Origin of the sequence: Jeotgalibaca ciconiae (assembly GCF_003955755.1) — a bacterium.
GTDB lineage: Bacteria > Bacillota > Bacilli > Lactobacillales > Aerococcaceae > Jeotgalibaca > Jeotgalibaca ciconiae.
On sequence record NZ_CP034465.1, the window covers coordinates 878,596 to 904,818 of the forward strand.

At 37.2% G+C, this 26,223-nt stretch carries 19 protein-coding genes and 1 riboswitch; of the genes, 1 reads left to right on the forward strand and 18 read right to left on the reverse strand.

Features of this window, described 5'->3' with window-relative positions; genetic code table 11:
• Positions 1 to 21 precede the first annotated feature (21 nt).
• The 12 genes from EJN90_RS04085 to EJN90_RS04140 all read right to left on the reverse strand — a co-directional run bounded on the left by EJN90_RS04085 (position 22) and on the right by EJN90_RS04140 (position 15,573).
• On the reverse strand, positions 22 to 1,380 hold the full coding sequence (locus EJN90_RS04085) for a citrate transporter (protein ID WP_126108993.1): 1,359 nt from the start codon (positions 1,378 to 1,380) through the stop codon (positions 22 to 24).
• A gap of 252 nt (positions 1,381 to 1,632) precedes the next feature.
• A complete protein-coding gene (gene allD, locus EJN90_RS04090) occupies positions 1,633 to 2,694 on the reverse strand; it encodes an ureidoglycolate dehydrogenase (RefSeq protein ID WP_126108994.1) in 1,062 nt (353 codons plus the stop codon).
• Between the two features lie 30 nt (positions 2,695 to 2,724).
• Positions 2,725 to 3,615, reverse strand: coding sequence for a diacylglycerol/lipid kinase family protein (locus tag EJN90_RS04095; protein ID WP_126108995.1), 891 nt, complete (start codon positions 3,613 to 3,615; stop codon positions 2,725 to 2,727).
• Positions 3,616 to 3,630: 15 nt separating this feature from the next.
• The gene (locus EJN90_RS04100; protein ID WP_126108996.1) at positions 3,631 to 4,806 is read right to left on the reverse strand and encodes a GNAT family N-acetyltransferase; all 1,176 of its coding nucleotides are present in this window, start codon (positions 4,804 to 4,806) and stop codon (positions 3,631 to 3,633) included.
• Between the two features lie 14 nt (positions 4,807 to 4,820).
• Complete coding sequence (locus tag EJN90_RS04105) at positions 4,821 to 7,673, reverse strand: DUF3427 domain-containing protein (RefSeq protein WP_126108997.1); 2,853 nt, start codon at positions 7,671 to 7,673, stop codon at positions 4,821 to 4,823.
• A gap of 23 nt (positions 7,674 to 7,696) precedes the next feature.
• Entirely contained in the window at positions 7,697 to 8,089 is a 393-nt protein-coding gene (locus EJN90_RS04110; protein WP_126108998.1) for a (deoxy)nucleoside triphosphate pyrophosphohydrolase, read from the reverse strand.
• 507 nt (positions 8,090 to 8,596) lie between these two features.
• Entirely contained in the window at positions 8,597 to 9,592 is a 996-nt protein-coding gene (locus EJN90_RS04115) for a LacI family DNA-binding transcriptional regulator (RefSeq protein ID WP_126108999.1), read from the reverse strand.
• Between the two features lie 118 nt (positions 9,593 to 9,710).
• Entirely contained in the window at positions 9,711 to 10,589 is an 879-nt protein-coding gene (locus tag EJN90_RS04120; RefSeq protein WP_126109000.1) for an ROK family protein, read from the reverse strand.
• Positions 10,586 to 12,079 (reverse strand): glycoside hydrolase family 32 protein, encoded by a 1,494-nt coding sequence (locus EJN90_RS04125; RefSeq protein ID WP_174919258.1) that lies wholly within the window; start codon positions 12,077 to 12,079, stop codon positions 10,586 to 10,588. Before EJN90_RS04125 ends, EJN90_RS04120 begins: the two co-directional genes overlap by 4 nt.
• A gap of 36 nt (positions 12,080 to 12,115) precedes the next feature.
• Positions 12,116 to 13,732, reverse strand: coding sequence for an ABC transporter substrate-binding protein (locus EJN90_RS04130; RefSeq protein ID WP_126109001.1), 1,617 nt, complete (start codon positions 13,730 to 13,732; stop codon positions 12,116 to 12,118).
• A gap of 23 nt (positions 13,733 to 13,755) precedes the next feature.
• A complete protein-coding gene (locus tag EJN90_RS04135; RefSeq protein ID WP_126109002.1) occupies positions 13,756 to 14,637 on the reverse strand; it encodes a carbohydrate ABC transporter permease in 882 nt (293 codons plus the stop codon).
• Positions 14,638 to 14,649: 12 nt separating this feature from the next.
• Positions 14,650 to 15,573: an ABC transporter permease gene (locus EJN90_RS04140; RefSeq protein ID WP_126112266.1), complete on the reverse strand. Its 924-nt coding sequence runs from the start codon at positions 15,571 to 15,573 to the stop codon at positions 14,650 to 14,652.
• Positions 15,574 to 15,824: 251 nt separating this feature from the next.
• On the opposite strand from EJN90_RS04140, the gene EJN90_RS04145 reads away from it, so the two are divergent.
• Positions 15,825 to 17,795, forward strand: a complete 1,971-nt coding sequence (locus EJN90_RS04145; RefSeq protein WP_126109003.1) for a S9 family peptidase — start codon at positions 15,825 to 15,827, stop codon at positions 17,793 to 17,795.
• A gap of 577 nt (positions 17,796 to 18,372) precedes the next feature.
• Here the strand turns inward: EJN90_RS04145 and glpK are convergent.
• From glpK to EJN90_RS04175, 6 genes are all read right to left on the reverse strand, one after another.
• Complete coding sequence (gene glpK, locus EJN90_RS04150; RefSeq protein WP_126109004.1) at positions 18,373 to 19,878, reverse strand: glycerol kinase GlpK; 1,506 nt, start codon at positions 19,876 to 19,878, stop codon at positions 18,373 to 18,375.
• 15 nt (positions 19,879 to 19,893) lie between these two features.
• Complete coding sequence (glpO, locus tag EJN90_RS04155) at positions 19,894 to 21,717, reverse strand: type 1 glycerol-3-phosphate oxidase (protein WP_126109005.1); 1,824 nt, start codon at positions 21,715 to 21,717, stop codon at positions 19,894 to 19,896.
• Positions 21,718 to 21,871: 154 nt separating this feature from the next.
• Positions 21,872 to 22,582, reverse strand: coding sequence for a 4-hydroxy-tetrahydrodipicolinate reductase (gene dapB, locus EJN90_RS04160; RefSeq protein WP_227872574.1), 711 nt, complete (start codon positions 22,580 to 22,582; stop codon positions 21,872 to 21,874).
• A complete protein-coding gene (gene dapA / locus EJN90_RS04165; protein WP_126109007.1) occupies positions 22,579 to 23,460 on the reverse strand; it encodes a 4-hydroxy-tetrahydrodipicolinate synthase in 882 nt (293 codons plus the stop codon). Before dapA ends, dapB begins: the two co-directional genes overlap by 4 nt.
• Before the next feature lie 25 nt (positions 23,461 to 23,485).
• Positions 23,486 to 24,736, reverse strand: coding sequence for a diaminopimelate decarboxylase (gene lysA / locus EJN90_RS04170; RefSeq protein WP_126109008.1), 1,251 nt, complete (start codon positions 24,734 to 24,736; stop codon positions 23,486 to 23,488).
• Between the two features lie 73 nt (positions 24,737 to 24,809).
• Positions 24,810 to 24,981, reverse strand: a riboswitch (Lysine riboswitch).
• A gap of 50 nt (positions 24,982 to 25,031) precedes the next feature.
• Positions 25,032 to 26,051, reverse strand: coding sequence for a sugar kinase (locus EJN90_RS04175; RefSeq protein WP_126109009.1), 1,020 nt, complete (start codon positions 26,049 to 26,051; stop codon positions 25,032 to 25,034).
• Between the last annotated feature and the right edge of the window lie 172 nt (positions 26,052 to 26,223).

A 26,223-nucleotide genomic window follows, 5' to 3' on the forward strand; every position in this document is an offset into this window, starting at 1 on the left:
TCTTCTCCTTCTCCTTTTAAATTAAACCAAGATTAAACCTATTAAAACTAGAATGACCAAGGATCCAACAATATATTTTGTATTTCCTTTTACAACTTGAAGAATTGGAATATCAAAACCAGAAGATTGTGCTTGCATCGTGATATTTACAAAACTCATTTGACTGCCCAGTCCGACACCCATTGTAATCAATCCGACCGCAAGCAAAGGTAAATTCAACGAAATTGCAATTGGTAAAATCAATGCAAGAATGGTCGCTACATATGCTCCAGCCGGAACGCCTATCGCATACCCCGCCAAAATCAAAGCTGGAACCAATATGATAGATGGCGCATTTTGAGCGAGATTAACGATAACCGTAAATGCTCCTGTTTCACCAATAATATTAATAAATGTAATAAAAATCCCTACTTGGAATAGTCTTGTTAAAATATATTGAGAGCCGTCCACTAAAGCAGTAGAGGATTCTCCCAAGTTAAAGTCAGAACACAAAGCAATCAAGCCAATCGTAATGACTAAGTACATGAATGGGCCGAGAATCGGCATGCCTACCAAATTGTTTATATAGGGACCAACAATTACAGCAAATAACAGGAATATAGCCGGAATTGTGTTAACCAGCAACTCTTTATTAGACTTTGCCTTTATTTCTTCTGATTCTTCCCCTAGAAATGCTGCTCCTCTCATTTTAGTCCCAATAAAACCAATCAAAATGGCGATTATCGTAAATATTATCCAATAAGGTCGCATCACATTCACATAATCTCCTACATTAGCGCCGGAAAGCTGCGATACAATACTCGTTTCCAAAGAAGCCGGAGAGGTAGTAAAAGAAACTGCCGCTGCCAAACACATTGCTGCGATCAACTCTGGAACTGCTCCTACTGCAGCAAATGCAAGGGGAGCTAATACCATGGCGGTACCGCCGCCGATTCCAGACATATAGGTTGCAGCAGACATTAATAAAACAATAAATGCTGCAAAATATTCTACTTTCCCTTTAATACCCCGCCTCACTAAAGCCAATGCAGAAGCATACCCACCCGACTTAAATACAGCTGTAGCGATTGCCGAGTTTACGATAGGGACGGTTATGGTCAACATAGATGGGATAGAAGATAAGAAAAGCTCATTCGCTCGCCCTAATGTGATTCCCCCAATAATCATGGACAGAACGCCACCGATGAGACCTGCAACTAACATATCTACTTTCAAGAATAACAGTACTAAAATAATAATAATAGGCAGAACACTAACGATTCCCATGATTCCCTCAGGTGCGGGTACAGTTGTAATGTCGGTATCCGAGGCAAGAACTACATGTGGCAGAAGAAACAGCAAAGATAACAAACTTGATACGATGAACCTGACTCTCTTCATCTTTATCACTCTCTCTTTCTTTATCTTTTAAAAAAGCAGCAACTAGGCACCAAACACCATCGTTATCTTTATTCTACTTTATTTGTTTACGCTTTCATTTAACGTAAGAGATAAAGTTTTTCTGATTTTTTATCCCTAACGAGAAAATCAAAAAAGTACTGCCTTCATTTTTTGGGGTATATGAGTAAAAACAATCCATTTGATGGCACACAAAAAGAGCCGAATTTTCTCAGCTCTTCCTAAATATAAAACTTATTCAGCGAATGCACTCTTGCCGCCATATTTATCGTAATGAATGATATCACTCTTTAAATAATCGTAAATTCCTTTTTCTATTGGAATTCCTTCTGCCTGGTATTTTTCAAAATTGATTTGGCTGACTTCCCCCGGATAATACACTTGATCAAAACCTTCAGCTGGTTGAATCGCATGTAAATCAGTAACTGTTTGATCGATTTTTTCTTTAAATGTATCGAGATCAGTGAATTTTTGTGGATCAATAACAATGTACAACTGTCCTAAGTTTCGTCCTTCTGACAACTGGTCATACATAGACGAAACGTGCTTTCCAAATGGAAGTCCCAATAGAATTCCTGACAAAATATCAACCATCATCATCAGCCCATACCCTTTGGGACCAGAAATCGGCAGTAACCCTTGGACAGCATGTGGATCTGTCGTTGGTTTACCATCCTTGTCTACTGCCCAATTGTCAGGAATCGTTTGATCTTTAGAACGAGCGTCCAATACTTTTCCCCAAGCTTGAACGGTTGTTGCCATATCAAAAACAATCGGCACTCCATTTTTTCTAGGTGCTGCAAATGCGATTGGATTCGTTCCATAATAATTTTCAGATCCACCAAAAGGAACAACCATTGGATCAGACTGACACATCGCAATGCCAATCATATTCTGCTCCGCAATTTTCTTTACGTAATAAGAAAGAGCACCACTATGGCTCATTTTAGAAATACCAACAACTGCAACACCAGATTCTTTTGCCAAAGCAATGGTGTCTTTTAACGCAAGATTAGCGACGTATTGTCCGACACCATTATCCCCATGGAAAATCCCTGTACTTGATCCTGTTTTTTCAAATTGCAGTTCAGGGTCCTTTGTTACGCCGCCTTTGGCAATCCGCTCCGCATAATAATCTACCCGCACAGCTCCGTGCGAGTGAATCCCGCATGAATCCGCAAAGACCAGATGCATCGCCACTTCTTCTGCTTGTTCCGTATGTAAACCTGCTTTTATCAGTTTCCCTTTGATGAGCCCGTGAAGTTCATTTGCTTGTACAACTACTGTTTCCGTCATTGTAATCCCCTCTTCACTTTATCCAGATTTTTATTCAGGTACAAGAACTGTGATATGTTGCGGTAACACTTTTAATTCTAGTGGCAATAAGTCTCCTTCATCTCCATCCACATTTGCAGCTAGTTCTATTGAACCTTGTACGAAAATCTTTCCAATCTCAAATGCACGATAAATGATCTGTTCATCTTTCGTTATTTCTCCAGAAAATATTTTGGGCAGCAGTTTTAATTTGTCAGCTAACTTTTCACCTTTTACAACCGTTAAATGAAGTTTCCCATCATCGACTTTTGCTTGTGGGACTAATTTTTCAAAACCTCCTACTGAATTTGCTAAGGAAATTAAAATCAACATCGACTTCTCGATAAAGCGTTCACCATCAATCGTAAAATCAAACGTATAGGATTTATTTTCACCTACAGCTTTTGCTCCTTCCAGGAAATAAGCAAGCGGACCAAAGCGCGTTTTCTTTGCCGGATCAACATTCGATACTGCTTCTGGAATCACTCCCACCGCTACTACATCAATAAAATAGCTATCGTTTACTTTCCCGACATCAAGCTTTTTCTTTTTCAAATGATGCAGCTGATTAATGGCTTCTTCCGGATTCATCGAAATTCCTAAAGCCCTCCCTAAGTCATTCACTGTCCCTAGTGGGATAAAGCTAAAATCAGGACGATATGCTTCTTCCGCAATTCCGCTTACTCCTTCATTGACCGTTCCATCTCCTCCCATTACAAAAATTGCTTCCAATCGATTTCGTGCTGCTTCCCTTGCAAACTGCGTTGCATCCCCTGCTTTTTCAGTGTACTTAACACGCACGCTCTCATACTGTTTCCCTAATATTTCTTCTACTTTTTTTGCATATTCTTTCGCTTTTTCATCACCGGATGACGGATTTACAATCAATAATGCCTGACTCATATATTCACCTCTGTTTTAGAAAAAATCATTAAATCTTGGGAAACCAATTGGAATTGCCATCTGCCAATATGCCGCTGCTTCATCAGAAACTTGTGCATAGTCATTTTTCCGATACCATGCTAAACCATGGTACCCTGCCATCATTGCCGAGAAAGAACCGATGTCCATTTCTAATATTTTCTCTTGTGCGACCGCTTGTGGATTCGTAACTTCACCATTCGTATCAATTTTATAAACTTGATTATTCCACTCTGCATGTCTATCATGGATTTTCACATACAATGATTTTGCAAGTTTTTCAAATGGATACTGCTTCAAAAATTCTTTTACATCAATAATCCGAATCATCTTATCATAAAACAATTCTTGTTTAGAAAAAGGTTCTTTCAAATGGTATCCGAATGAATCGGATATGGGAGCCCGTCCAATCACTTCTTCTATTTGAGAATGATGTGATTGAACAAATTGCCATAAAATTCTTTTTGCCTCGATATTTTTCGTATAAAAATCTTCTATTTCAAGTTTCGGTTTATTCAAAAAATAACGGATATAAGCTTGAACATTTCCATCTTTATCCAAGCTCACAGCAAAATGCGCTTTTGGTTCTCGTTGCTTCAAACGATTCCACCAACGCTCATCTCTGTGCATGTGCCCATTTATTTCCTTCACTTGCTCTTCATGAAATGCGATTACTTTTGGCATCCATTTTTCATAATTATCTGAAGAATAGTCAAAACGAACCACTTTTCCTTCTGCTTTCTCACGCAGCTCCATTTTTTCTACTGGGATTGTATAATTCGAATTTTCAAAAAATACTTCATATCCAAAATGACGATAAAAACCGATAGAAAAAGGACTCAAGACTGAAAGTACTTGTCCATTTTCTTTCATCTTCACAAAAGACTCTTGAAGTAATTGCTTTGTAATTCCTCCATTACGATATTCTGGATAAGTAGAAACAATCCCAATACCGCCCATTGAAAATTTCACGCCGAAAATATTCATGTGAAGAGGAAGAATAAATAACTGAGAAACTAAATTCTTTCCATCATATCCTCCAAGCCCTACATGAAGACGTAACCAAGCTTGCGTCTCCGCCAACTGATTCGCATCATGCGTTGAAACAAAACAATACTCTTTCAAATTAAGCACTTGATTAACATCTTCCTCTGGAATGATCCGGTAGTCCATGTTTGTGAGCTCCTTTAGAATGTTATTTTTTCAGGTTCAAATTCTTCGTATATATTTACAGGTACTTTATTATGCAAGGCATATTGAATTTCAATCGGTTTTTCATTTTGGTGAGACATTGCATCAGCCGTTCCTATATATGTATACCGCTGAGTGACATTGTTTACGGTTTTGTATTTCCGAACAAACAAATGAATTTTCTTACTTCGACTTACATTATCAGTTAAATCTCTTCCTCTGTTAGAGTTTAGCGTAGTGCTATTTGGGCTTTCCCATTGAAATTGAGAACGAGAAATGAATTTATCTTTGTAGTTGATGTTCTCTTCAATGTCTTCCCCTTTATGTAAATCTATAAACAAGAAGTAGTGTTTCCCTCTCAACTCATTTTGCAAGGTGCTGCCTCTAAATGAAGACTGCGCTTTTCGATAATTTGCCATGATTCCAACTTCTCTTTGGAAGTACTCTTCATATAATTTCAAAAACGGCATTCCGTAATTAACATGTTCAAACTCTATATTGTATCGTAATAAGCCATAGTGAATGAGATCACTGAGGATAGGACCAAAATTATTGTCCTTCATATACTTCAATAATTCTTCACTCAAATGATAGCTTTGATCGGCTTCTTGTTCAACTATTTTAATACCTGTTTCTTTTTTGCTTATGTATTTCAAAGAAAATGTCTCTAAAGCATGTAAAGCAGAATCATTTTGATCTCCTTCACAATAACGTTTTATTTGTTGGAGAACATCCTCTAAAGTGAAGCTCTCTTTCTCCATACCCAATTCTAATATGGCAAATTCATGTGGACGTTTTAAAGGAAGCAGTTGTGATAAAGCTGTATAGATTTCCATAAACTTATTATCCTTAATAACTTGCTGAATACTGGAATTATTTTTCTCGATTTTAGAAATAAATTCAAAATAGTTTCTAGAACGATTTCCTGACACTGACTTACTAAAAAACAGTACAGGATCTGGCGCTCCTTCCAATGTTAAATAATCTTGCAACCGAAAAGGAAGTTTACCACCTAACGCATTTTTAAATGATAAATAATCTTCTTTTAAGTAGGTAAAACTATAAAAATTCTCTCTTTCTAATTGCTGTAAAATCTGTTCTTTTGAAATCTCATCCATCCGAATATTCGAAGGACCTGGTATATTTCGAAATCCAGTTCGTACATCGTGCGTGATCGTTTTCTTAGACACTGAGCGCGATCCGTGAAGTGCAATAGCAATCAAGAAAGATTTACTGTAATTCCCAATAAAATCTAGAACCGTTAGAAATTCTTTATTCTCTGCCTTACGTAAACCTCTTCCTAATTGTTGTGTAAAGACAATTGGTGACTCCGTGGGACGAAGCATCAGAACTGTATTTACAGTTGGAATATCTACCCCTTCATTAAAAATATCAACAGTGAAAATTATTTCAAGAGCATCTGTTTCGCTCTCTAACAAGCATATTTGCCTTTTTCGCTCCTCTTCAGAATGATCTCCAGTTAAAACACTGCTCTTAATCCCTCTTTGGTTAAACTCTTCCGCCATGAACACTGCATGCTTCTTGGTAATACAAAAACCAAGTGCTTTTCTCTTTAATCCATCATGACCGTAAAACTTCATTCGTTCAATAATGAAATCCACTCTACTTGATACATTCAATCTTTCTGCTATTTGATCGGGTGTTAATTTATCATCACTCAAATCAATTTCTGTCTGATCAGTTATCCCATAATAATGAAAAGGAACAAGCAATCCTTCTTCTAAGGCTTCTCGTAATCGTATATCAATTGCTAAATTATTATGAAATAGATCAAATACATTCCCATTATCTGAACGTTCAGGCGTTGCAGTCATTCCTAATAAAAACTTGGGCTGAAAATAATCCAAGACTTTTTGATAACTTGGACTCGTACTATGATGAGCTTCATCTACTACAATATAATTAAATTCATCCCGATCAAATCGTTCATATTCCCTCGACATTTTTTGAATCGTTGAAAACAGGTAATCGACTCCGTAGTCACGTTGGTTTCCCGACAAAATTCCCATGCTGCGTTCTTTCTTTGAAAATACTCGGCCAAAAGATTCTTTAGCCTTCTCTAATATCATTTCACGATGAACAAGGAAGAGCATTTTCTTTGGTTTTTCTTTTGCAATATCAAAAGCTGCCATGAATGTCTTTCCTGTTCCTGTAGCGGCCACTGCTAGCGCTTTGGTTTCGCCTGATTTTCTAAGAGAGGAAAGTTGTTCGACAGCTTTTACTTGCATACTGTTTGGAGTGAGCCTAGGTTCTAACGGGAAAGTAAATACTTGTTGAGAATCATTCACGATATCCCTATTACGAATATCACGATAAAATTTTTCATATTCTGCTAATAAACGTTCTGAAGCTTCTTCGCTTTCACTCCAAATCTGATCGTAACTTTCCATTAAATAGCCCAAAAAATCTTTGTTCGACTCATCATTTTTCGCGATGATTTCTAAATTCCACTCTATATTACTTTTCAAAGCATAATTTGTTAAATTAGAAGAACCGACAATCACTTTATAGTAGTCATCGTACTCAAATATATAAGCTTTTGGATGAAAGCCTTTTGTTTTTGTTGCTAAAAAAATACGAATATCAAAATTGGAAAAGTTCTTGATGTACTTTACAGCAGTTGGATCTGTAAAATTCAAGTAAGTCCCTGTAATAACTTTCCCTTTTACACCTTTTTTATCAGCGATCTCAAAGCTATCTAATAATAATTGAACGCCAGAAAAGCTAATAAAAGCAACGTTAAAAAAGAACCTCTTACATTCTTCAATTGATTGTATTAATTCATCCAGTAAATGTCGCTGCCCTGTATTGTTAATTAAAGAATACAAATATCTTTCCCTCCTCACAACTTTTATTTTCTCTTAGCAAGTATTTCAATTGTAGGAATGTCAGCTGGCGCCCATTTTAGGGTATCTAACTCACTCATTGACAACCACTTAACATCGACATGTTCTGTCAAACGTGGTGTTCCCGTAATTAAATCACATTGAAAAGTTGTGAGATGAACAATCCCAAAATCATACTCATATCGAGTTGTTGTGATTTTATCTTTCACTTCTATTTCACATAGCAATTCTTCTCGTATTTCACGTTCCAACGCCTGTTTATCAGTTTCACCGGGATCAATTTTCCCACCAGGAAACTCCCATAAGTATTCTAACGAACGACCGGGTCCTCTTTGAGCACATAAAACTTTCTTATCCGATTCAATAACTGCTCCAACAACATGAATATCCTTCTTCATCATCAAGCCTCTTTCGATTTTTTTGTAATTAATAATTCTATAGTATCATAATTAAATTAGCATTTACCCTTTTTTATTCCAGATATGCTCGTAAAGCTCTAAATAATTTATAGTTATAATTTTAGATCATTTTGACTGATTCATATACTTGACGGATCTGTAATTCTTATTCGAAATATTCTTTTCTGATTTTTATCAGGTAAAGATACCGATTAAAGTGGACTCTTTCCTTGATAAAAACAACTTATCAAGGAAAGTCTTCTTTTTTTCGCCCCTCTTTCCTTGATAACTATAATTTATCAAGGAAAGAGGGCGTTTAAATTCTCTGTTTTCCTTGATAAACAATTCCCTTTCCTTAGAACAAGATAGCTCTATTTTTTTCTTCAGGAAATAATGCTTTTGACTTACCAACATCATAAATTATGAAGATTTAAAAACCTACAGTATAAAAGAGCCATTCTCTTACTGTAGGTTTTCCTGTCTTCCTAGGACGATTAAAAGGAAGTGTTATTTAATTTTGGCTGCGTCTTTTACTTTCTTCGTTGTCGTTCCTTCTTGGAAAGACACTGGAAGAATCGTTCGGCGCTGAACTTCTTTTCCTTCTACTACCTGTAAAAGTAAAGATACTGCTGCTTTGGCCATTTCTTCAAGTGGCTGAGCGATACTGGTAACTAAATAATTTGTTTCTCTTGTCATTTTTAGACCATCAAAGCCGATTACTTGAATGTCTTCCGGGACTTTTTTTCCTAATTTTTCTGCAATTCGAATAACATCTAACGCTGCTAAATCATTAATAGTGAAAATACCATCAATCGTTGGATGCTCAGTTAAAAAGCGCTCTACTTCCTTTTCCAAGTCCTCAATTGGTTCTAGTAAATTTAACGTATCACAAGGTATACCAAGATTTTGAGCTTCTATTTCGAAATATTTCCGGCGATTCTTGGTTTCATTTGGTGTCTCTTGGTATCCCCCAATAAAGGCAAGATGACTCGCCCCTCTTTTTGCCAGTTCTTTGGCAGCCATTCTGCCGCCTTCTGCATTATCGGCAGTAACGTAAATAACGTCTTCTACGAAATAGCGGTCAATACTTACAAAAGGCAAGCTGCTAAAAATGTACTGATCAATTTCAGAATAGGTAATTCCAATAATTCCGTCTACTTTATTTTGTTTTACCATCTGTATGTATTCGTATTCTTTTTCTGATTTTCCGTCTGAGTTACAAAGATATAATTTATAATCTCTCGCTTCTAGTTCAGATTCTACGTGATAGGCAAATTCAGAAAAGAACGGATGCCATACTGTAGGAAGAATTAGTGCAATTGTACTTGTTTTATTCATTTTTAAGCCTCTTGCGTATATATCTGGTTCATAGTTCAGCTCTTTTATAGCTGATTCTATTTTTTTTCTCGTACTATCTTTGACTGGTACATTATTAATAACCCGAGAAACACTTCCTACCCCAACACCTGCCAGTTTTGCAACGTCTTTCATAGTTGCTTTCATTATTTATGTCTCCCCTTCATGTCTTGCTTTCTAGATAAGTATAGTGTAAACCCTTGAAAAAAACTAGATACCCTTTAAGGAAAACACCGTGTGCGTTCTCCCTAAAGGGTACATCATGTTATTTATGAATCCTTATTTTCTCTTCTTTCGCTAATGCAAGAGATCCAATTGTTCCTGAGTTCTCTCCTAACGATGGCAAAACAAGGTATTCATCAATATTCGGGTATTCCACATAGTGATTCATCATCTTTTGGAATTTATCTTTTACTTGATCCAACAAATGCGCTTGTCTCATCACGCCTCCGCCGAGAATAATTTTCTTTGGAGATAAAAACAAGGTGGTATTGTATATCGCCTGAGCTAAATAGAAGGATATCATTTCCCATACAGGATTTTCTTCTTTCAACTCTTCCCCTTTTTTTCCAGTTCGCTTTTCTATTGACGGACCTGCACAAAATCCTTCTAAACAAGATTCATGGAAAGGACAGTTCCCTTCATAAAAGTCTCCTTTAGCTTTATTCACGGTCATATGTCCGATTTCTGGATGACTAAACCCTTCAATAAAAGTACCCTTATTAATAGCACCTGCTCCAACACCCGTTCCGATTGTATAATAAACACAACTGTCCAGATTTTGTGCGGCTCCTGCCACGAATTCTCCATAACAAGCGGCATTGACATCCGTTGTAAACGCGACCGGGACAGCTAGTTCTTTTTCTAACACCCCAACGATATTGTACATGTGCCAATCTAACTTAGGCGTGTTTGTAATATATCCATAAGTAGAAGAATTTTTATTCAAGTCGATTGGACCGAAGCAGCCTAAGCCAATCGATTGAACAGGAAATTTCTTGAAAAAATCGATTACAGCAGGCATTGTATCTGTTGGCGACTGTGTGGGAATCGAATGTCTTTCTATAATTTCCAAATCCTCATTCCCTACCGCTAGAACGAACTTTGTGCCGCCTGCTTCTATACTGCCATACAATTCTTTCATAGTATGACACTTCCATATTCCAGGGTATTGATTTCCAAGATCCCTTTTGACTCAATCGAAAGGTCTGTTCCTTTCTCTTTTTCATAAAAGGTAAAGGTCATCGTCTTGCCTTCTTTCGTAAACAGTTCAATCGAAGAAGTGTCCTTGAATATTTCCAGCTCCAGTTGATCATTCACAAGTGGAACATGCATTTGTCGATAAGTTAACTGTCTTGCTTCACTTCCTGTAATGTCATACCCAAAGTTCTTTCTACTAAAAGAGAGAATTTCTGTTTCTTTATTAAAATGCAATTCCAAACTGCCTGTCTGATTTTCTGCAAAAGAAATTCGTACTTCCTTAGCTTGATTAAGATTCATTTTTATATAGAAATAGTCATTTTCGCATAATATGTCCTGATACGTTATCACGTTGTCATCGACAACTACATCTTCAAGCTTCTTTTTATTTTCCAAGCAGCTATAAATATTTGAGACTGGTTTTTGAATTAAGCGATTATCTTTAACGCTCAGCTCTCGAGCTAAAGTCATCGCTCCTGCCCATTTATGATTCAGATCATCTGTAGGAAGTGTCCGTCCCCACATCTGCATCCAAGCAATCATAATACGTCGGCCTTTATCATCTATTGTGGTTTGAGGAGCATAGAAGTCCAATCCAAAGTCGATTTCATGATAGAAATCTACCCTCATCGTTCCACTTTCCCAATCTACTTCTCCAATAAAGACAGCTGTCGAACTAGTGTTATGGTATTCATTACCATTTGGATGCATTTGGATAGGAGACATAATTAATACATCTTTTCCATCTAAATGAAATAAATCAGGACATTCCCACATTATACCTTGCTCGACTGTTCCCTCCAACAACACAGAATAGAAACTCCATTCGATCAAGTCATCAGACTTATAAAGTAAAATTTTCCCACGGTCATCCTCGGTCTTCGTTGCAATAACCGTGTAGTAACTATGATCTTTCTTAAATACTTTTGGATCACGGAAATCGTGTATATCTGCCTGATCACTCATATTTTCTTTTCCGATAACTGGATTATTGGCATGTTTATCGAAATTAATGCCATCTTCGGAAATTGCTATACATTGTGTTTGATAAGTTTTGCCATCTACTATCTTATGGCCTGTGTACATAAGGTAGAGTTTTCCGTCTTTCTCAATCGCGCTCCCAGAGAAGCAACCATCTTTGTCATACTCTTTATCTGGCGCAAGCGCAGTAGGAAGTTCTTCCCAATGTACCAAATCTTTTGTCTTTGCATGTCCCCAATGCATTGGTCCCCACTTTGAGTCATAAGGGAAAAATTGATAAAACAGATGGTACTCTCCTTGATAATAGATAAAGCCGTTTGGATCATTCATCCACCCAATCGGCGGCATCACATGAAAATTATGACGGTAGGTAGTATTTACTGTATCTTTATTTTCTTCTATATATTTCCTAGCTTCTTCTATAGAGTAATTTTGTTGAATTATTTGACTCATTTCATTCCCTCTTTCGTTTTTCTGAATATTTATTTTTTATTCATTGTTTGATTGAAAAAAATCGTAAGCATCTTGTTTAATCGTCATCCACTCTTGTAATTTCAAACGATCTAATTCTTCAATATAACTATCCCATTCTTCATCAATCTTGCCGTTTGTAATCCATTCAGCTCGTTTCCTGTTTACAAATGGGTATAGATCTGCATCAATTTGAGCAATACGATCAGCCTGATCCAGCGATAAGAATACTCTCGGGTAATTATTTTCATTGTGAACATATTCCAAATAATTGTCTTTGAAAATATTTATACGCCATTCTGCATCATCGGGCATCGTTGTAAATTTCCCATAATATTCATCCAAAATTGCTAGAGGACCTCCTGCTTCTGTCTTTTGACGAAGTTCACCAGGCGCTGCTCCTTCAAGTGGTAAATGTTTTAATGAATTTGTATCTTTATCGTATTCAAAAATATTTTGTTGTTCTTCATCGCCGTATGTACCCCAATTATTTTGAACTGATTGAACGGGATCATACATTTGATCAGCCCATTTTGCTGTTAGCTCTAAGTTTTTATTAGCACTTGTAATAACAAAGCGGTCTCTACTAAAGCCGAAACCATTTGTCCGTGTCACATGTTTTTCTCCACTTGGTCCCTCTAAAACTGGCAGTGGCTCGTAAGAATCGTTATCACCCGAAATATTCATCTTGTCCCAAGTGAAATACAGACCATATCGCTGTTGTTTCCCTTTCGCCACATAGGAATTCCAATCGTGTTCAAACGCTTCTATATCGATTAATCCTTTTGTATATAATTCATTAAAATACTTAATCGCTTCTTTGTATTCTTCATTATCAGCTGTAAAATCGATCGTTCCATCGTCATTCACAACTAAATGATCATCATTGTCTCCAATTCCAAAAGCGCCAAAGAGAAACTTCATGTCTTCATTTCCACCGTCATAGATAAATGAAATAGGAATTTCGTCCGCTTCTCCATTGCCGTTTGGATCTTGCGTTTTAAAGGCTTCTAAAACGGTCATTAATTCATCTGTAGTTTGGGGCATGTCCAGACCCAGCTCATTTAGCCAATCAACATTTATCCAAGGAATATCGTTCACTGTATGAATCGACTCTTTTCCTTGGCCCAACTCTTCAATCCATGGAAGAGAATAGATATGCCCATCTGGCGCGGTAATCATTGCAAGATATTCAGGATTTTCATCCAGTATCTTTTTAAAATTAGGCATGTGCTGTTCAATCAAGTCTTCTATTGGAATAATTACGCCATCATCGGCCCATGATAATAAATCATAATCACTTGCGCCTGCATTCCACATTGCATCCGGTAAATCTCCTGAAGAAATATCTAAATTACGTTTTTCAACATAATCAGATGAGTAATTTTTCCAGTCGATTTGCACGTTCGATTGTTCTTCTAATCTTTGGAAGATCAACTTATCATTTGGATCTGCAGGTGCTAGAGGCGAGCTGGAAGTAGTCATTTTTAATGTGACTGTTTCTTCTAATGGGAATGATATATCTGTTAGCTCATAATCAGGTGAGGATGCTCCATCTGAGTTCCCTCCACAAGCAGCGAGAATAGACATTGATAGTGCAGACAATACAACAGGAACTAATTTTTGTTTTTTCATAGTAATAATCTCCTCTAGTTTTTTTATCCTTTAAGGGAACCTGCCATCATACCTTTGTCAAAGTATTTTTGGAAGAATGGGTACATAATCAAAAGCGGCAAACTGGATATTACAATCGTTGAATATTTAATTAATTCAGCTAACTGAGCCATTTCTGCCATTTCAGTAACTGCTCCCACCATGTTTTGTTGTGGTTGGTTCTGAATCAATATCTGTCTCAACACTAATTGAAGTGGTTGTAAATCGGCATCATTTAAATAAATCATTGCATCAAAATAAGAATTCCATTGTCCTACAAATGCGTACAGAAAGAGAACAAAGATAATGGGTTTCGCCAATGGCAACATAATTTTAAAGAAAACCTGCATTTCATTAGCGCCATCTATAATTGCCGCTTCTTCTAGTTCATTTGGCAATTGTCTAAAATAGGTTCGGGCTAAAATAATGTTCCAGACATTTACGGCTCCCGGCAAAATAATCGCCCATATTGAATTGAGCATCCCTAAATTTTTAACCAGTAAATAAGTTGGAACTAAGCCGCCCCCAATAAACATGGTAATCATCAAGAAAATGGTGATGGCACGTTTTCCAACTAGGTCTTTTCTGGCCAAAGGATACGCTGTCAGGATGGAGACAGCAACGGTCAATATACTGAAACTCAAAGAGTAAATGATAGAATTCAGGAAACCTCTTAGTATTGCAGGATCCTGTAATACTCGTTTATATCCTTCTAATGTCCAATCTCCTGGATTAAGACTAAGTCCTTGAGAACGTAGTATAAAGGGATCCATAAAGGAAGCGATAAGAACATAGAGTAATGGTGATAAAGTCACAAGTATCAGGAAACCGATAAGAATTCGATTCAGCCATAATATTCCTTTATCAAATCTAGTAAGTGAAATCATTTTTTTCCTCCTTTATAAGGCGCTTTCATCGCTATTTATTTTATTGGCAACCGCATTGACAATCAGCAGCAAAATAATATTAATTACTGTATTGAATAATCCAACTGCTGTTGAATAACCGTAGTCTCCCATTTGCAAACCAACCTTATAAACATAGGTGGATATAATTTCCGATACCGGTAGGTTCATGGATGTCTGCATAAGGAAAGCTTTTTCATATCCTACGTTCATAATTCCTCCAACAGATAAAATAAATTGGATCAACATAATCGGTCTCAATGTTGGAAGATCAATGTACCAAATCCGCTGTAAAAGGTTGGCTCCATCGATGAAAGAAGCATCGACTAAGTCTTGGCTTACATTAGATAATGTCGCTGTATACAAAACAGAAGCCCACCCCATTCCTTGCCAGATACCTGACATTATATAAATTGTACGGAAATAGGAAGGTTCGGTCATAAAAGGAACAGATCTGCCTGTCCATGATCTTAAAACACCATTTATTGGACCATCAGCAGAAAGAAACATGAATAACATTCCGACTACTATAACGAGTGATATGAAATTTGGTCCATACAAAATCAATTGAAATCTTTTTTTCCATTTCTTATTCATAATTTGATTCAATGATAGTGCAAGTATGATAGGCGGTAAAAAGCCAAGCAACAATCCGAAAATACTTATTTTCAACGTATTTTCAAGCAATATTTTAAAGTTTGGTGAATCAATAAATTGGATAAAGTTATCTAATCCAATCCACTCACTACCCCATATTCCTTTCAATGGATTGTAATCTTTAAAAGCTAATAGAATTCCATACATAGGAATATATTTAAAAATAAGTGTTAACAGGAGACCCGGCAATAACATTAAATATAAAAGTCGATGTTTTTTTATATAGGCCCACTTAGAAGAACGCTTGATTGGTTTAGCCATTTCTCTATTTAGGGTTGAATTTTCCAAATGAATTCCTCCTTTTTGAAACGTTTCCAATTAGTGGTAAAAAAAAGGGCCCTAAAAACCACAGATTGGAAACGTTTCATTTATGGGATTATATTACCACCTCATGAAACCCCTGTCAATACCTTTCCTGAGAATTTTTTTATTTCTTTTTTAACTGCTAGTTCATTGAGGGACATCTATAATTGCGTTACAATATTAATGAACGAATCGATAGGAGGTACCACATGTCAAAAGAAAAATTAAGCATGGAAAGTCTTTTTGATTTGAAGAGTTTAAGTCAGCCCGTTGCCTGGGGGGATTTAATTTTTTATATTGAAACCACACCAAATAAAGAAGAAAACAGTTATCATTCTACTATTTACAGTATTGATCGTGTTACGAAGGAACGCCGTAAATGGGGAGACGGCGGCACACGGCAAGTTGGGCTAAAGGTTTCACCGAACAAAAAATATCTTTCCTATTTAAGTAATAATAACAAAGAAAAAAAGATGCAAGTCATGTTGATGCCGTTAGATGGCGGTAGCGCCTTTGCTTTAACTGATGAAAAAGAAGGCGTTTCAAATTATCTTTGGATGAATAATAGTGCTTCGATCTATTATCAAACGACAGAACTTAACGAAAAAGAAGACGATAAAGTTCCAGCAGAGAAAAAGCTTCCAACTCCGACAGAAATTAATAAACTTACCTACAAATTGGATGGCATGGGTATTTTGCCGCAAGACCGAACTTATTTCATAAAAAAAATCAGTGTTGCGACTGAAGATGTACAGACGATTATGAAAGAAGAACATCCGATTCGTTTAAGTTACGTTTCAAACGACGAGCGTTACTTATTGTTTGGTGACGATCTAGATCCGGAAGATGAATGGAGCTATGGGAGCACGATTTATTATTACGATTTATCTAGTAAAGAAAAGCGTTCTTTAACGACTTCTATTCCAAAAGGGAGTTTTTACTTTGGTTCGATGTCTGATAAAGAAGATTATCTGCTCTTATTAGGAAATGGATTCGAGCATGCATTTGTTAGCTTGAATAAAGTATACGGTTACGATATGAAAGATCACAAACTTACTTGTTTGACAGATGAATTAGACATTGAAGTGAGCGATACAATCGTTGCCGATTTTCAACAAGGCGCGAGCGGCATCCCTTTAACATGGCTGAATGAAGATGAATTTTTGTTTTCAGCAACTTATCATGGAAAAATACAGCTGTATAAAGGAAATCGCCAAGGTGAAACACAGATTCTTTTTGACCGCCAAATGCATTTGACAGATGGTTATTATGTAGAAGGCACTTCTGAATTTATTACTACTTTTTCAACTCTGACAATCACGAGCGAACTCGGAGTCATTAACCTCGAAACAGCTGAATTGGAAATTATCTATCAACCAAATAAGAAATATTTTGAAACACATGAAGTTATTGAACCCGAACGCTTTTGGTATAAAGGAGCAGATCAATGGGATATCCAAGGTTGGTATCTGCCGCCAGTTGAAAAACGACCAAACCATCCTGCTGTTCTTTATGTCCATGGTGGACCTCAAGTATGCTATGGGGAATCTTTCTTTCATGAAATGCAAGTACTGGCTGCCGACGGTTACGGTGTAATCATGTTGAATCCGCGAGGCGGTAATGGTTATGGACAAGAGTTCGTGGCTTCGATTTTAGGAGATTATGGAAATAAGGATTACGAAGATTTGATGTTAGGCACGACCCATGTCCTTAATGAGCATCCTGAAATTGATGCGAGCCATTTATATGTAGCTGGCGGCAGTTATGGCGGCTTTATGACGAACTGGATTGTCGGACACACAGACCGCTTCCGTGCAGCTATTTCACAGCGTTCAATTTCTAACTGGATTAGTTTTTATGGTACAAGTGATATCGGTGCCTTCTTCGTTGAATTCCAATTGCAACGTGATTTATCAGATATGGAAGGTTTATGGAAAATGTCACCATTAGCCTACGCGAAAAATGCAAAAATACCTATCTTGATGATGCACAGTGATCAAGATTTACGTTGTCCAATGGAACAAGCAGAGCAATTTTATGTGGCAATGAAGAAAAATGACGTCGATACAAAATTAATTACGTTCCCGCAATCCAATCACGGACTTTCCCGGAACGGATTACCTAATCTACGCATGAAACGCTTTGATGCGATGATGGATTGGTTGAAGAAATATCAGTAGCTACCGATGGAAAAGGCTTGAATTATGGATATGCTGACTTTGAAGAGTTGGACTTTTTTTAGGAGAGAAGAAATTCTCTCTTTTTTATAGACTAGGGGATTATAAGTTCAGCCATCAATGTCTAGCTCCCAAGTCCTGACCTAGTGAAAAAAAGATAAATTTGCCCCATTGCGCGCTTCGCTGCTCATTCAGGGTCAAATTTCCTATTTTTTCATAGGTCAAGGCGGACTTGTCCGCTTTTCTTATTTGATTTCATCTAGTGGAGAGCTGTCTGGTGTTCACTAGATGTTAATAAAGGTGAATCTCATTAAGTGACAAGCGCTGGGTTCCTCCACTAGATGAGAATCAGTATTTATCTCATCTAGTGACGAAAGATTTGCTGATTACTGGATGAAATAATGAAAATATGGCTTGAGATAGCACGCCTTAAAAAAAGCAAAAATACAAAAAAGCTCGTTCACAGCGTTAATGAGACGTTGAACAAGCTTTTTCTGTTTGCTTAGTAAAGTAGAGACTATTGAGCTTTCTTTTCCCAGTAGTTCGAGCGCCTCTTCTTCATCACTCTCAAGATTTTTTATCAATATTTCGGCTCATGCTTAAATTGGATAGTGGCTTTTACTGCTTCTTGCCAGCCGGCATATAAATCTTCACTAACCTCTTTTGGCATTTTTGGTTCAAAGCTTGTTCCTTCTTCGCTGAATGCTTTGATTTCATCCATATCTTTCCAGTACCCCACTGCTAAGCCTGCTAGATAAGCCACTCCTAAAGCGGTTGTTTCCAAGTACGATGCGCGCTCTACTCGAGTCTGTAAAATGTCTGCCTGAAATTGCATTAAAAAATCATTTTTGGATGCACCTCCATCAGCGCGAAGTAATTGAATTTCGACTCCTGAATCGAGTGCCATTGTCCGAACAACATCAGCAGTTTGATAGGCCAATGATTCCAGCGTCGCTCGTACAAAATGCTCTTTTGTTGTGCCGCGAGTCAGGCCAAAAATTGCTCCACGAGCAGTTTGATCCCAATACGGTGCTCCTAGCCCCGTAAAAGCTGGTACAACATAAACGTTATCGCTGTCTTCCACCTGTTTTGCATATTCTTCCGAATCAGCTGAGTCTGGAAACATTCGAAGTCCATCACGCAGCCATTGAATCGCTGATCCTGCCACAAAGATACTGCCTTCTAAAGCATAATTTATTTTCCCATCAATACCGTAACCAATTGTTGTCAGCAAACCATTTTCAGAAAGCATTGGCTCTTCACCTGTATTCATGATAATAAAAGCGCCTGTTCCGTAAGTATTCTTTACCATTCCTCTTTCAAATGCTTTTTGCCCGAATAATGCTGCTTGCTGATCGCCAGCAATTCCTCCAATTGGAACGTGGTTACCATAAAAATGATAATCTTCTGTTTTCCCGTATACCTCCGAGTTTGATTTCACTTCAGGAAGCAATTCTTCTGGTATGTCTAATAGATCCAAAATCTCTTTATCCCATTTTAAATCATAAATGTTAAACATCATTGTCCGGCTTGCATTAGTGTAATCCGTAACGTGGACCTTTCCTCCAGTCAATTTCCAGACAAGCCAAGTATCGACTGTCCCAAATAATAACTCCCCCTTTTTCGCTCGTTCTCTGGAACCCTCCACATGGTCCAAAATCCACTTCACCTTGGTTGCTGAAAAATAAGAATCAATCGGCAATCCCGTTTTTTTCTGGATCATTTCCTCATAGCCATTTTCTTTTAACTCATCTGCTATGGGACTGGTTTGTTTGGATTGCCAAACAATCGCATTGTAAATGGGCATTCCAGTGTCCTTTTCCCAGATCAAAGTTGTCTCACGTTGATTAGTAATTCCAATTCCGGTAATTTGTTTTGGCCTTATGCCACTTTCAATCAACGCTCCGGCAATAACCGATTGAACAGACGTCCAGATTTCTTTCCCATCATGTTCCACCCAACCCGGATTGGGAAAATATTGGGTAAATTCTTTTTGTGAAGCTACCACTTGTTTTCCTTTTTTATTGAAGATTACTGCTCTGGAAGAAGTTGTTCCTTGGTCAATTGACATGATGTATGTGTCCATATTTCTCTCCTTTGCTTATTTCAAATAAGCTAGTTCTGTTTCTGCTATTTGCTTATCTAATTCTGTAAGGTGTTTTTCTTTTGTAGATGAATCCCACTCAAAATACTCGGCCATTGCGTCCACCACAGGGTGTTTAATTACATTCAAGCGGTCACTCATAAATAACAGATAATTGGTTCTTCTCATAAAATAATCGACGGGTGTAAGAACCATTTCTTTTTCCAGCGCGTACCGTAATGATAGTGATTCACTCATCGATAACCTTGGAAATGGTTTTCTCCTTCTATCAGAAAAAATGACGATTGCATTCGAACCATATAACTCAACAATAAATTTTGCCTCGTCTTTTTCGAAACCTTCACTAACGCCGATATCAATCAACTTCTTTATTTCTTCTTCAACCATTTCCGGATCCAACTTTCCTCCTGAAACAGGATATTTACTTGAATCAATTAGTTCGACTACTTTTCCTTTTTGAGCAAATAATTCAGTAATCTTTTCCATTGCCCCTTTTGCCATGAGCCGATAGTCGGTTAACTTTCCTCCTGCTAAGGTTAACAGCCCACCTTCTTCCACAGTTAAGTCACTGCCTCTTGATATAGCAGAAGGATTTATTGCTGTATTTTCTCCAATTATCTCCGCTTCATGAATCACTTTTTCTACTTCCTCCCTTGAAGCATGGTTTTCTAAAAACTTCTCCACTGTTTTGACAATCTTGGTAAAGCTGTCATCACTGAGATTCTTTTTCTGTCCACCGTTGTAAACAGAATCTTTATTGTTTGCAATCAATGGGCGTATGCCAGCCCAACTAGCTTCAATATCTCCAAGAGTTATGTTTGCCTTCGGATAACGATTATTTATAATTTCTAATAGGTAATTCACATCTTCTTGCGTAATCTTTGGCTGCTTTAAGTCTCCATGATAATCTGTATCTGTCGTACCAAAGTACGTTTTACTTTCTCGTGGAATAACAAAGATCATTCGTCCGTCTTGTTTATCTGTGTCAAAATAAGTTGCATGTGTCACGTTTAGTTTTTCTTTATCAACGACTAAATGTACTCCTTTTGTCGGGCGCATTTGAGGTGTATGAGAAATTGCATGATCCAGCTTTCTAACTTCATCCACCCAAGGGCCAGCAGCATTCATAACGAAATCGGCTTGAATCGTAAATTCTTCCTTTGTCAATTCATCTTTAGCTAGAACCCCGTTCACTCTTCCAAGTTCATCATGAAGAATTTGGCTTGCTTTTACACGACTAACCGCAACTGCCCCATCCTCGACAGCTTGCTTGATATTCTCAATAACCAGTCTCGAATCATTGTTTTGGTAATCCAGATAAGCACCTGCACCAAGTAGATTTTCTGATTGCAAATGAGGCTCTCTTTCTAACACTTCTTCCTTTGTCAAAAGAGAGTTGCGATATCTATTATTTGAAATTCCAGCCAACTGATCATACAAATCCATTGCCACTTTTAAGGAAAACATCGTAAAAGTCGTTTCAGGCTCATCATAAACAGGTAAGAGCATGGGTGCTGCTCTAGGAATATGCGGAGCAATTTTCTGAATAATGGCACGTTCCCGAACCGTATCAGAAACTACTTCTACATCAAATTGCTTTAAATAACGAATTCCACCATGAACTAATTTTGTGGAACGAGAGGATGTTCCTTCTGAAAAATCTTGCATATCAATCAAAGCCGTTCGCAGACCTGATGCGGCAGCTTGCAATGCAACTCCTGCACCCGTTATCCCTCCGCCAATAATGACTAAATCAAACCTCTCATTTTTAAGTATTTCAATTAATTGATATCGCTGCTTGTATCCAAACAAATGCCTCATCCCCTTTTAAGCGTTTTCTTACTTAATCAAATTCTACCAAACTTATCGAAAAAATGGTCATCGGATTGCTTAGTGATTTAAAGAGAATCGTTCTACACAAATAAACAGACTCAAAGAAAATTCTTCGAGTCTGTTTATTTGTGATACTTAATAATCATGATTCAAATAAGACGTCATTCATATCATAAAATCCAACTTTTTGGTCGCTTAACCATCTTGCCCCATTTAAGGCACCTACGGCAAATATCTTCTTAGAAAATGCCTGATGTTTAATGGTAAGGACTTCGTCTTGTCCTGCAAAAAGAACTTCGTGTTCGCCTACAATGCTTCCACCACGAACCGCATGAACGCCAATTTCTTTATCTGTACGTTTAGCAACACCTTCGCGACCATAGACAAAATCATAATTTAACGTTTCATTAATTGTGTTGGCAAACATTTTCGCTGTTCCAGAAGGGGCATCTTCTTTCCAACGGTGATGTTTTTCAATAATTTCAATATCAAAATAATCTTTTAAAATAGGGGAGTAATCTTTTAGAATACGGTTCATCAAGATAACACCCAGACTATAGTTCGCACTTAATAAAACAGGAACTTCCTTACTTAATTGATTGATTCTTTCTTCCTGTTCTTCAGAATAGCCTGTTGTCGCAATAACAACTGGAACCTTATGCGTTGTTGCATATTCGATAATCGTATCCAAATTAGCAGGGTTAGAAAAATCAAGTAAGACGTCTACTTTTTCCTGATAATCTGCTAAAGAGGAATCATATTCTGGAGCAAAAATAGCTAGTTCATCGTCTACTTGAATGGATTCTTCGACAACTTTCCCCATTGCTCCATAACCTACAAGACCAATTTTCAAGATAATACCTCCTTATATTTATCAATCGTGGCAACTAATTTTCTATAATTGGGTTCATCCATTTCTCCTAAAGGCATACGCAACGGCCCCACTTCAAAACCTAATTCATTCATCGCGTGTTTTACAGGAATGGGATTCGTTTCACAGAACAATACATCTACTAAATCAAGATATCCGGTTTGAATTGCTAACGCTTCTTTTTGTTTACCTTCTAGATATAACGTAACCAAATCATGGACTTCTTTTGGCATGATATTTGCCCAAACACTGATAACCCCTCTTGCACCTAAACTTAACATAGGGATAATAATGTCATCATTACCGCTGTACATGACAAAATCTTCGCTTAACAATGGCGCTAACTTCACTGCATAACTGATATCCCCGGAAGCTTCTTTTATTCCGTTGATATTCGGATGTTTGGACAGCACTTCAACCACAGCTGGAGATAAACTACATCCCGTTCGCCCAGGTACATTATAGAGAATAATCGGAACGTTCACGCTGTTAGCAATCAATTCAAAGTGGCGAATCATCCCACCGTCGTTTGCTCGGTTATAGTAAGGAGTCACGACTAGCAACATATCTGCGCCGTTTTCTGCAAAAGCTTTGCTGTTTTCCACTGCGGTGCTGGTATTATTACTGCCACTCCCAACAACTAGCGGCACACGTTTCGCTATTTTTTCAGCAGCAAAAGCCACTAGTTCTTTCTCTTCCTCAAAAGTCATCGTTGATGCTTCCCCGGTAGTGCCTAAAAGAACAATGCCGTCTGTTTTATTTTCGATATGATACTCAATCAGTTCGCCCATTTTGTCAAAGTTGATACTGCCATCTTCATTCATGGGAGTAATAATTGCTACTAAAGATCCACTTAACATTTTGTCATCCTCCGTCTTCTATTTGTTATTCTCGTACATCATTTCTCAATAAATCCACTAGTGTTTGTCTTCTGACAATTTCTTTTACTTGGCCATTTTTTACAAAAATAACTGCAGGTGTTGTGCTGCGATTATAGTTGCTGCTCATAGAATAACCATAAGCTCCTGTAGCATAAACAACTAATAAATCACCCTTTTTAACGGGAGGAAGATAAGTATCTTGAATCAGGACATCTCCGGATTCACAATATTTACCGGCAACCGTAACCAGTTCTGTTTTTTCCGCATCCATGTTCGTAGCTATATCACAGGAATACTTTGCTTGATAAAGACTTGGACGAATATTATCCGCCATCCCACCATCTACAAAATAATAAGTTTTATTCGGTGTTTTCTTTTGGTATCCTACTTCATATAAGGTGTAACCCGCTTCCGCCACTAAACTTCTGCCCGGTTCGATGACCAATTCTTTAATGCTTACTTCTTCTTTTGTTAAAATTTCATCGAGATAAGTTAATAAGTGGTTCATTGTTTCTTCAATGCCTAACGGCTGATCTTCTTCTGTATAACGAACCCCAAAGCCCCCGCCAAGATTTAAAGTAAGCGGCTCATTGAAATCTTTCAAATAGGAAACCATCTTGTCAATCGCTGCATACCAAGCATCCATTTCAAAAATCTGGGAACCAATGTGGACATGAAATCCTTCCAAAACAAGATATTCTTGCTGGTCAAGAATCGTTAAGCATTCTTTAAAATCATCACTTTCATAAGCTATTCCGAACTTGGAATCAATATGAGTCGTCACGATATATTCATGGGTATGCGCCTCAATTCCTACATTTAAACGGAACATAATTTTCATTTTTTGTTGATATTCCTTCGCCAATTCGCTCAGTTCTGCTAATTCCATTACATTATCACAAACAATATGCTCCACCCCCGCTTCAAAAGCCATGCGAAGCTCTTCAGTAGATTTATTATTACCGTGAAAATGGATTTTATTGACTGGGACATTCGATTGAAGCGCCGTATATAATTCCCCTGCGCTTACGACATCGACACCAAAACCATATTCGTGAACGAGATTCATCATTCCTATTGTTTGAAATGCCTTAGAAGCATATAAAATTTTAGTCGGAAATTTTTCCGATTTAAAGGATTGTTTGTAGCTCTGTAAGTTATTCTCTAATTGTTCTTGGTCATATACATAAAGTGGTGTACCATATTGTGCAACCAAATTTGTTGCTGGTACCCCTCCGATTTTTAATTCACTCATTTTTTTCCTCCCATTTCATACAAAAAAGACGCCATCACTGGCGCCTTTTTATTGTGTACAAACTGTTGTAGACAAATTTTTTAGCACCACCACTTTTACAAGCAGGAGTGATATAGGTATTTCCCATATCCCCACAGCTAAAATTTGCCAATTTTAACCGTTCGGCAATGATTACCTTTCATACATGATCGCCGAATGCCTTCTCCGATGTATTACTCATTTACATTGCTACCTCTATCTATATGTTCTATTAGATTAACATTAACATCTCTAATTGTCCACTCATTATTTAATTTTATCGATCTACTCGTGCATCATGTGTCATTGTGCGTTCAGTTTGTTCTACAGTAAATGGCGAGACATCACCATAAATGGTGTGTTTCAATGATGACAATGCAGTTGCAAAGTTAATGGTATATTCTGGATCGTAACCATCTAAAATCCCATGCAATACACCTGCTGCAAAGGCATCTCCACCACCAATGCGGTCAATAATGTGGTCCATGTCTTGAACCTTGGAATAGTAAGTAATACCTTCTTTCCAAAATGCACCTTGCAAAGTATTGTGTGTTGCGGAAATAACATTACGGATTGTTGCATAAAATATTTGAATGTTTGGGTATAATTCATGTATTTTTCCAAAGTAGTAATCCAATTCTTCAATTCGGCTCGTAGAGTTATCTGCATCTAACTCTTTTACTCCCAAGAAGTTAATTGCGTCTAATTTTCCTGCTGAAAGATAATCAACATATGGCAATACACGTTTCAAGAATGCACCACACTCTTCTACACTCCACAATTTTGATCGAAAGTTAACATCAAAGTTAACGACTAATCCTCTTTCTTTTGCAGCCTTTATTAACTCATAAGTAATTTCTGCACAATTGGGCGACAAAGCTGCCGTAATACCGGTTATATGTAACATTGTTTTGCCTTCTAATAGTTTATCAATATTAATTTCATCAATTGTCATCTCTGCAATAGCAGAATGAGCTCGGTCATATATAATATTTGCCGCACGTGGACCTGCACCCGCTTCTAGATAGTAAGAACCGATACGATTGCCTCCATAAATGACGTCACTTGCATCTACTCCATATTTTTGCGTATGTTTGATAGCAGTTTGTCCTAATTGATTATTTGGTACCTTTGTAAAATAAGTTGTCTTGTGACCTAAGTTACTTAAGTTGATTGCAACGTTCGCTTCCGCTCCACCATAATTTAAATTTAAACTAATTGTATCGTAAAAATGAACACCGACTTGAGTAGATAGACGTACTAATGTTTCACCAACACACAAAATATTCTGATTCATTCCTGACCCTCATTTTCTTTGTATTTTTGTTTACATAAATCTTATGATTACGATTCCAATTCTCTTTTTTAAAAACCTCTTTAATTTCCAAATAGGAAAACAGATTTTTAAATAAGAAATCTCTCTTATATTATAAAACATAAAAGAGAACAGGACAACCCAATTTCATTAA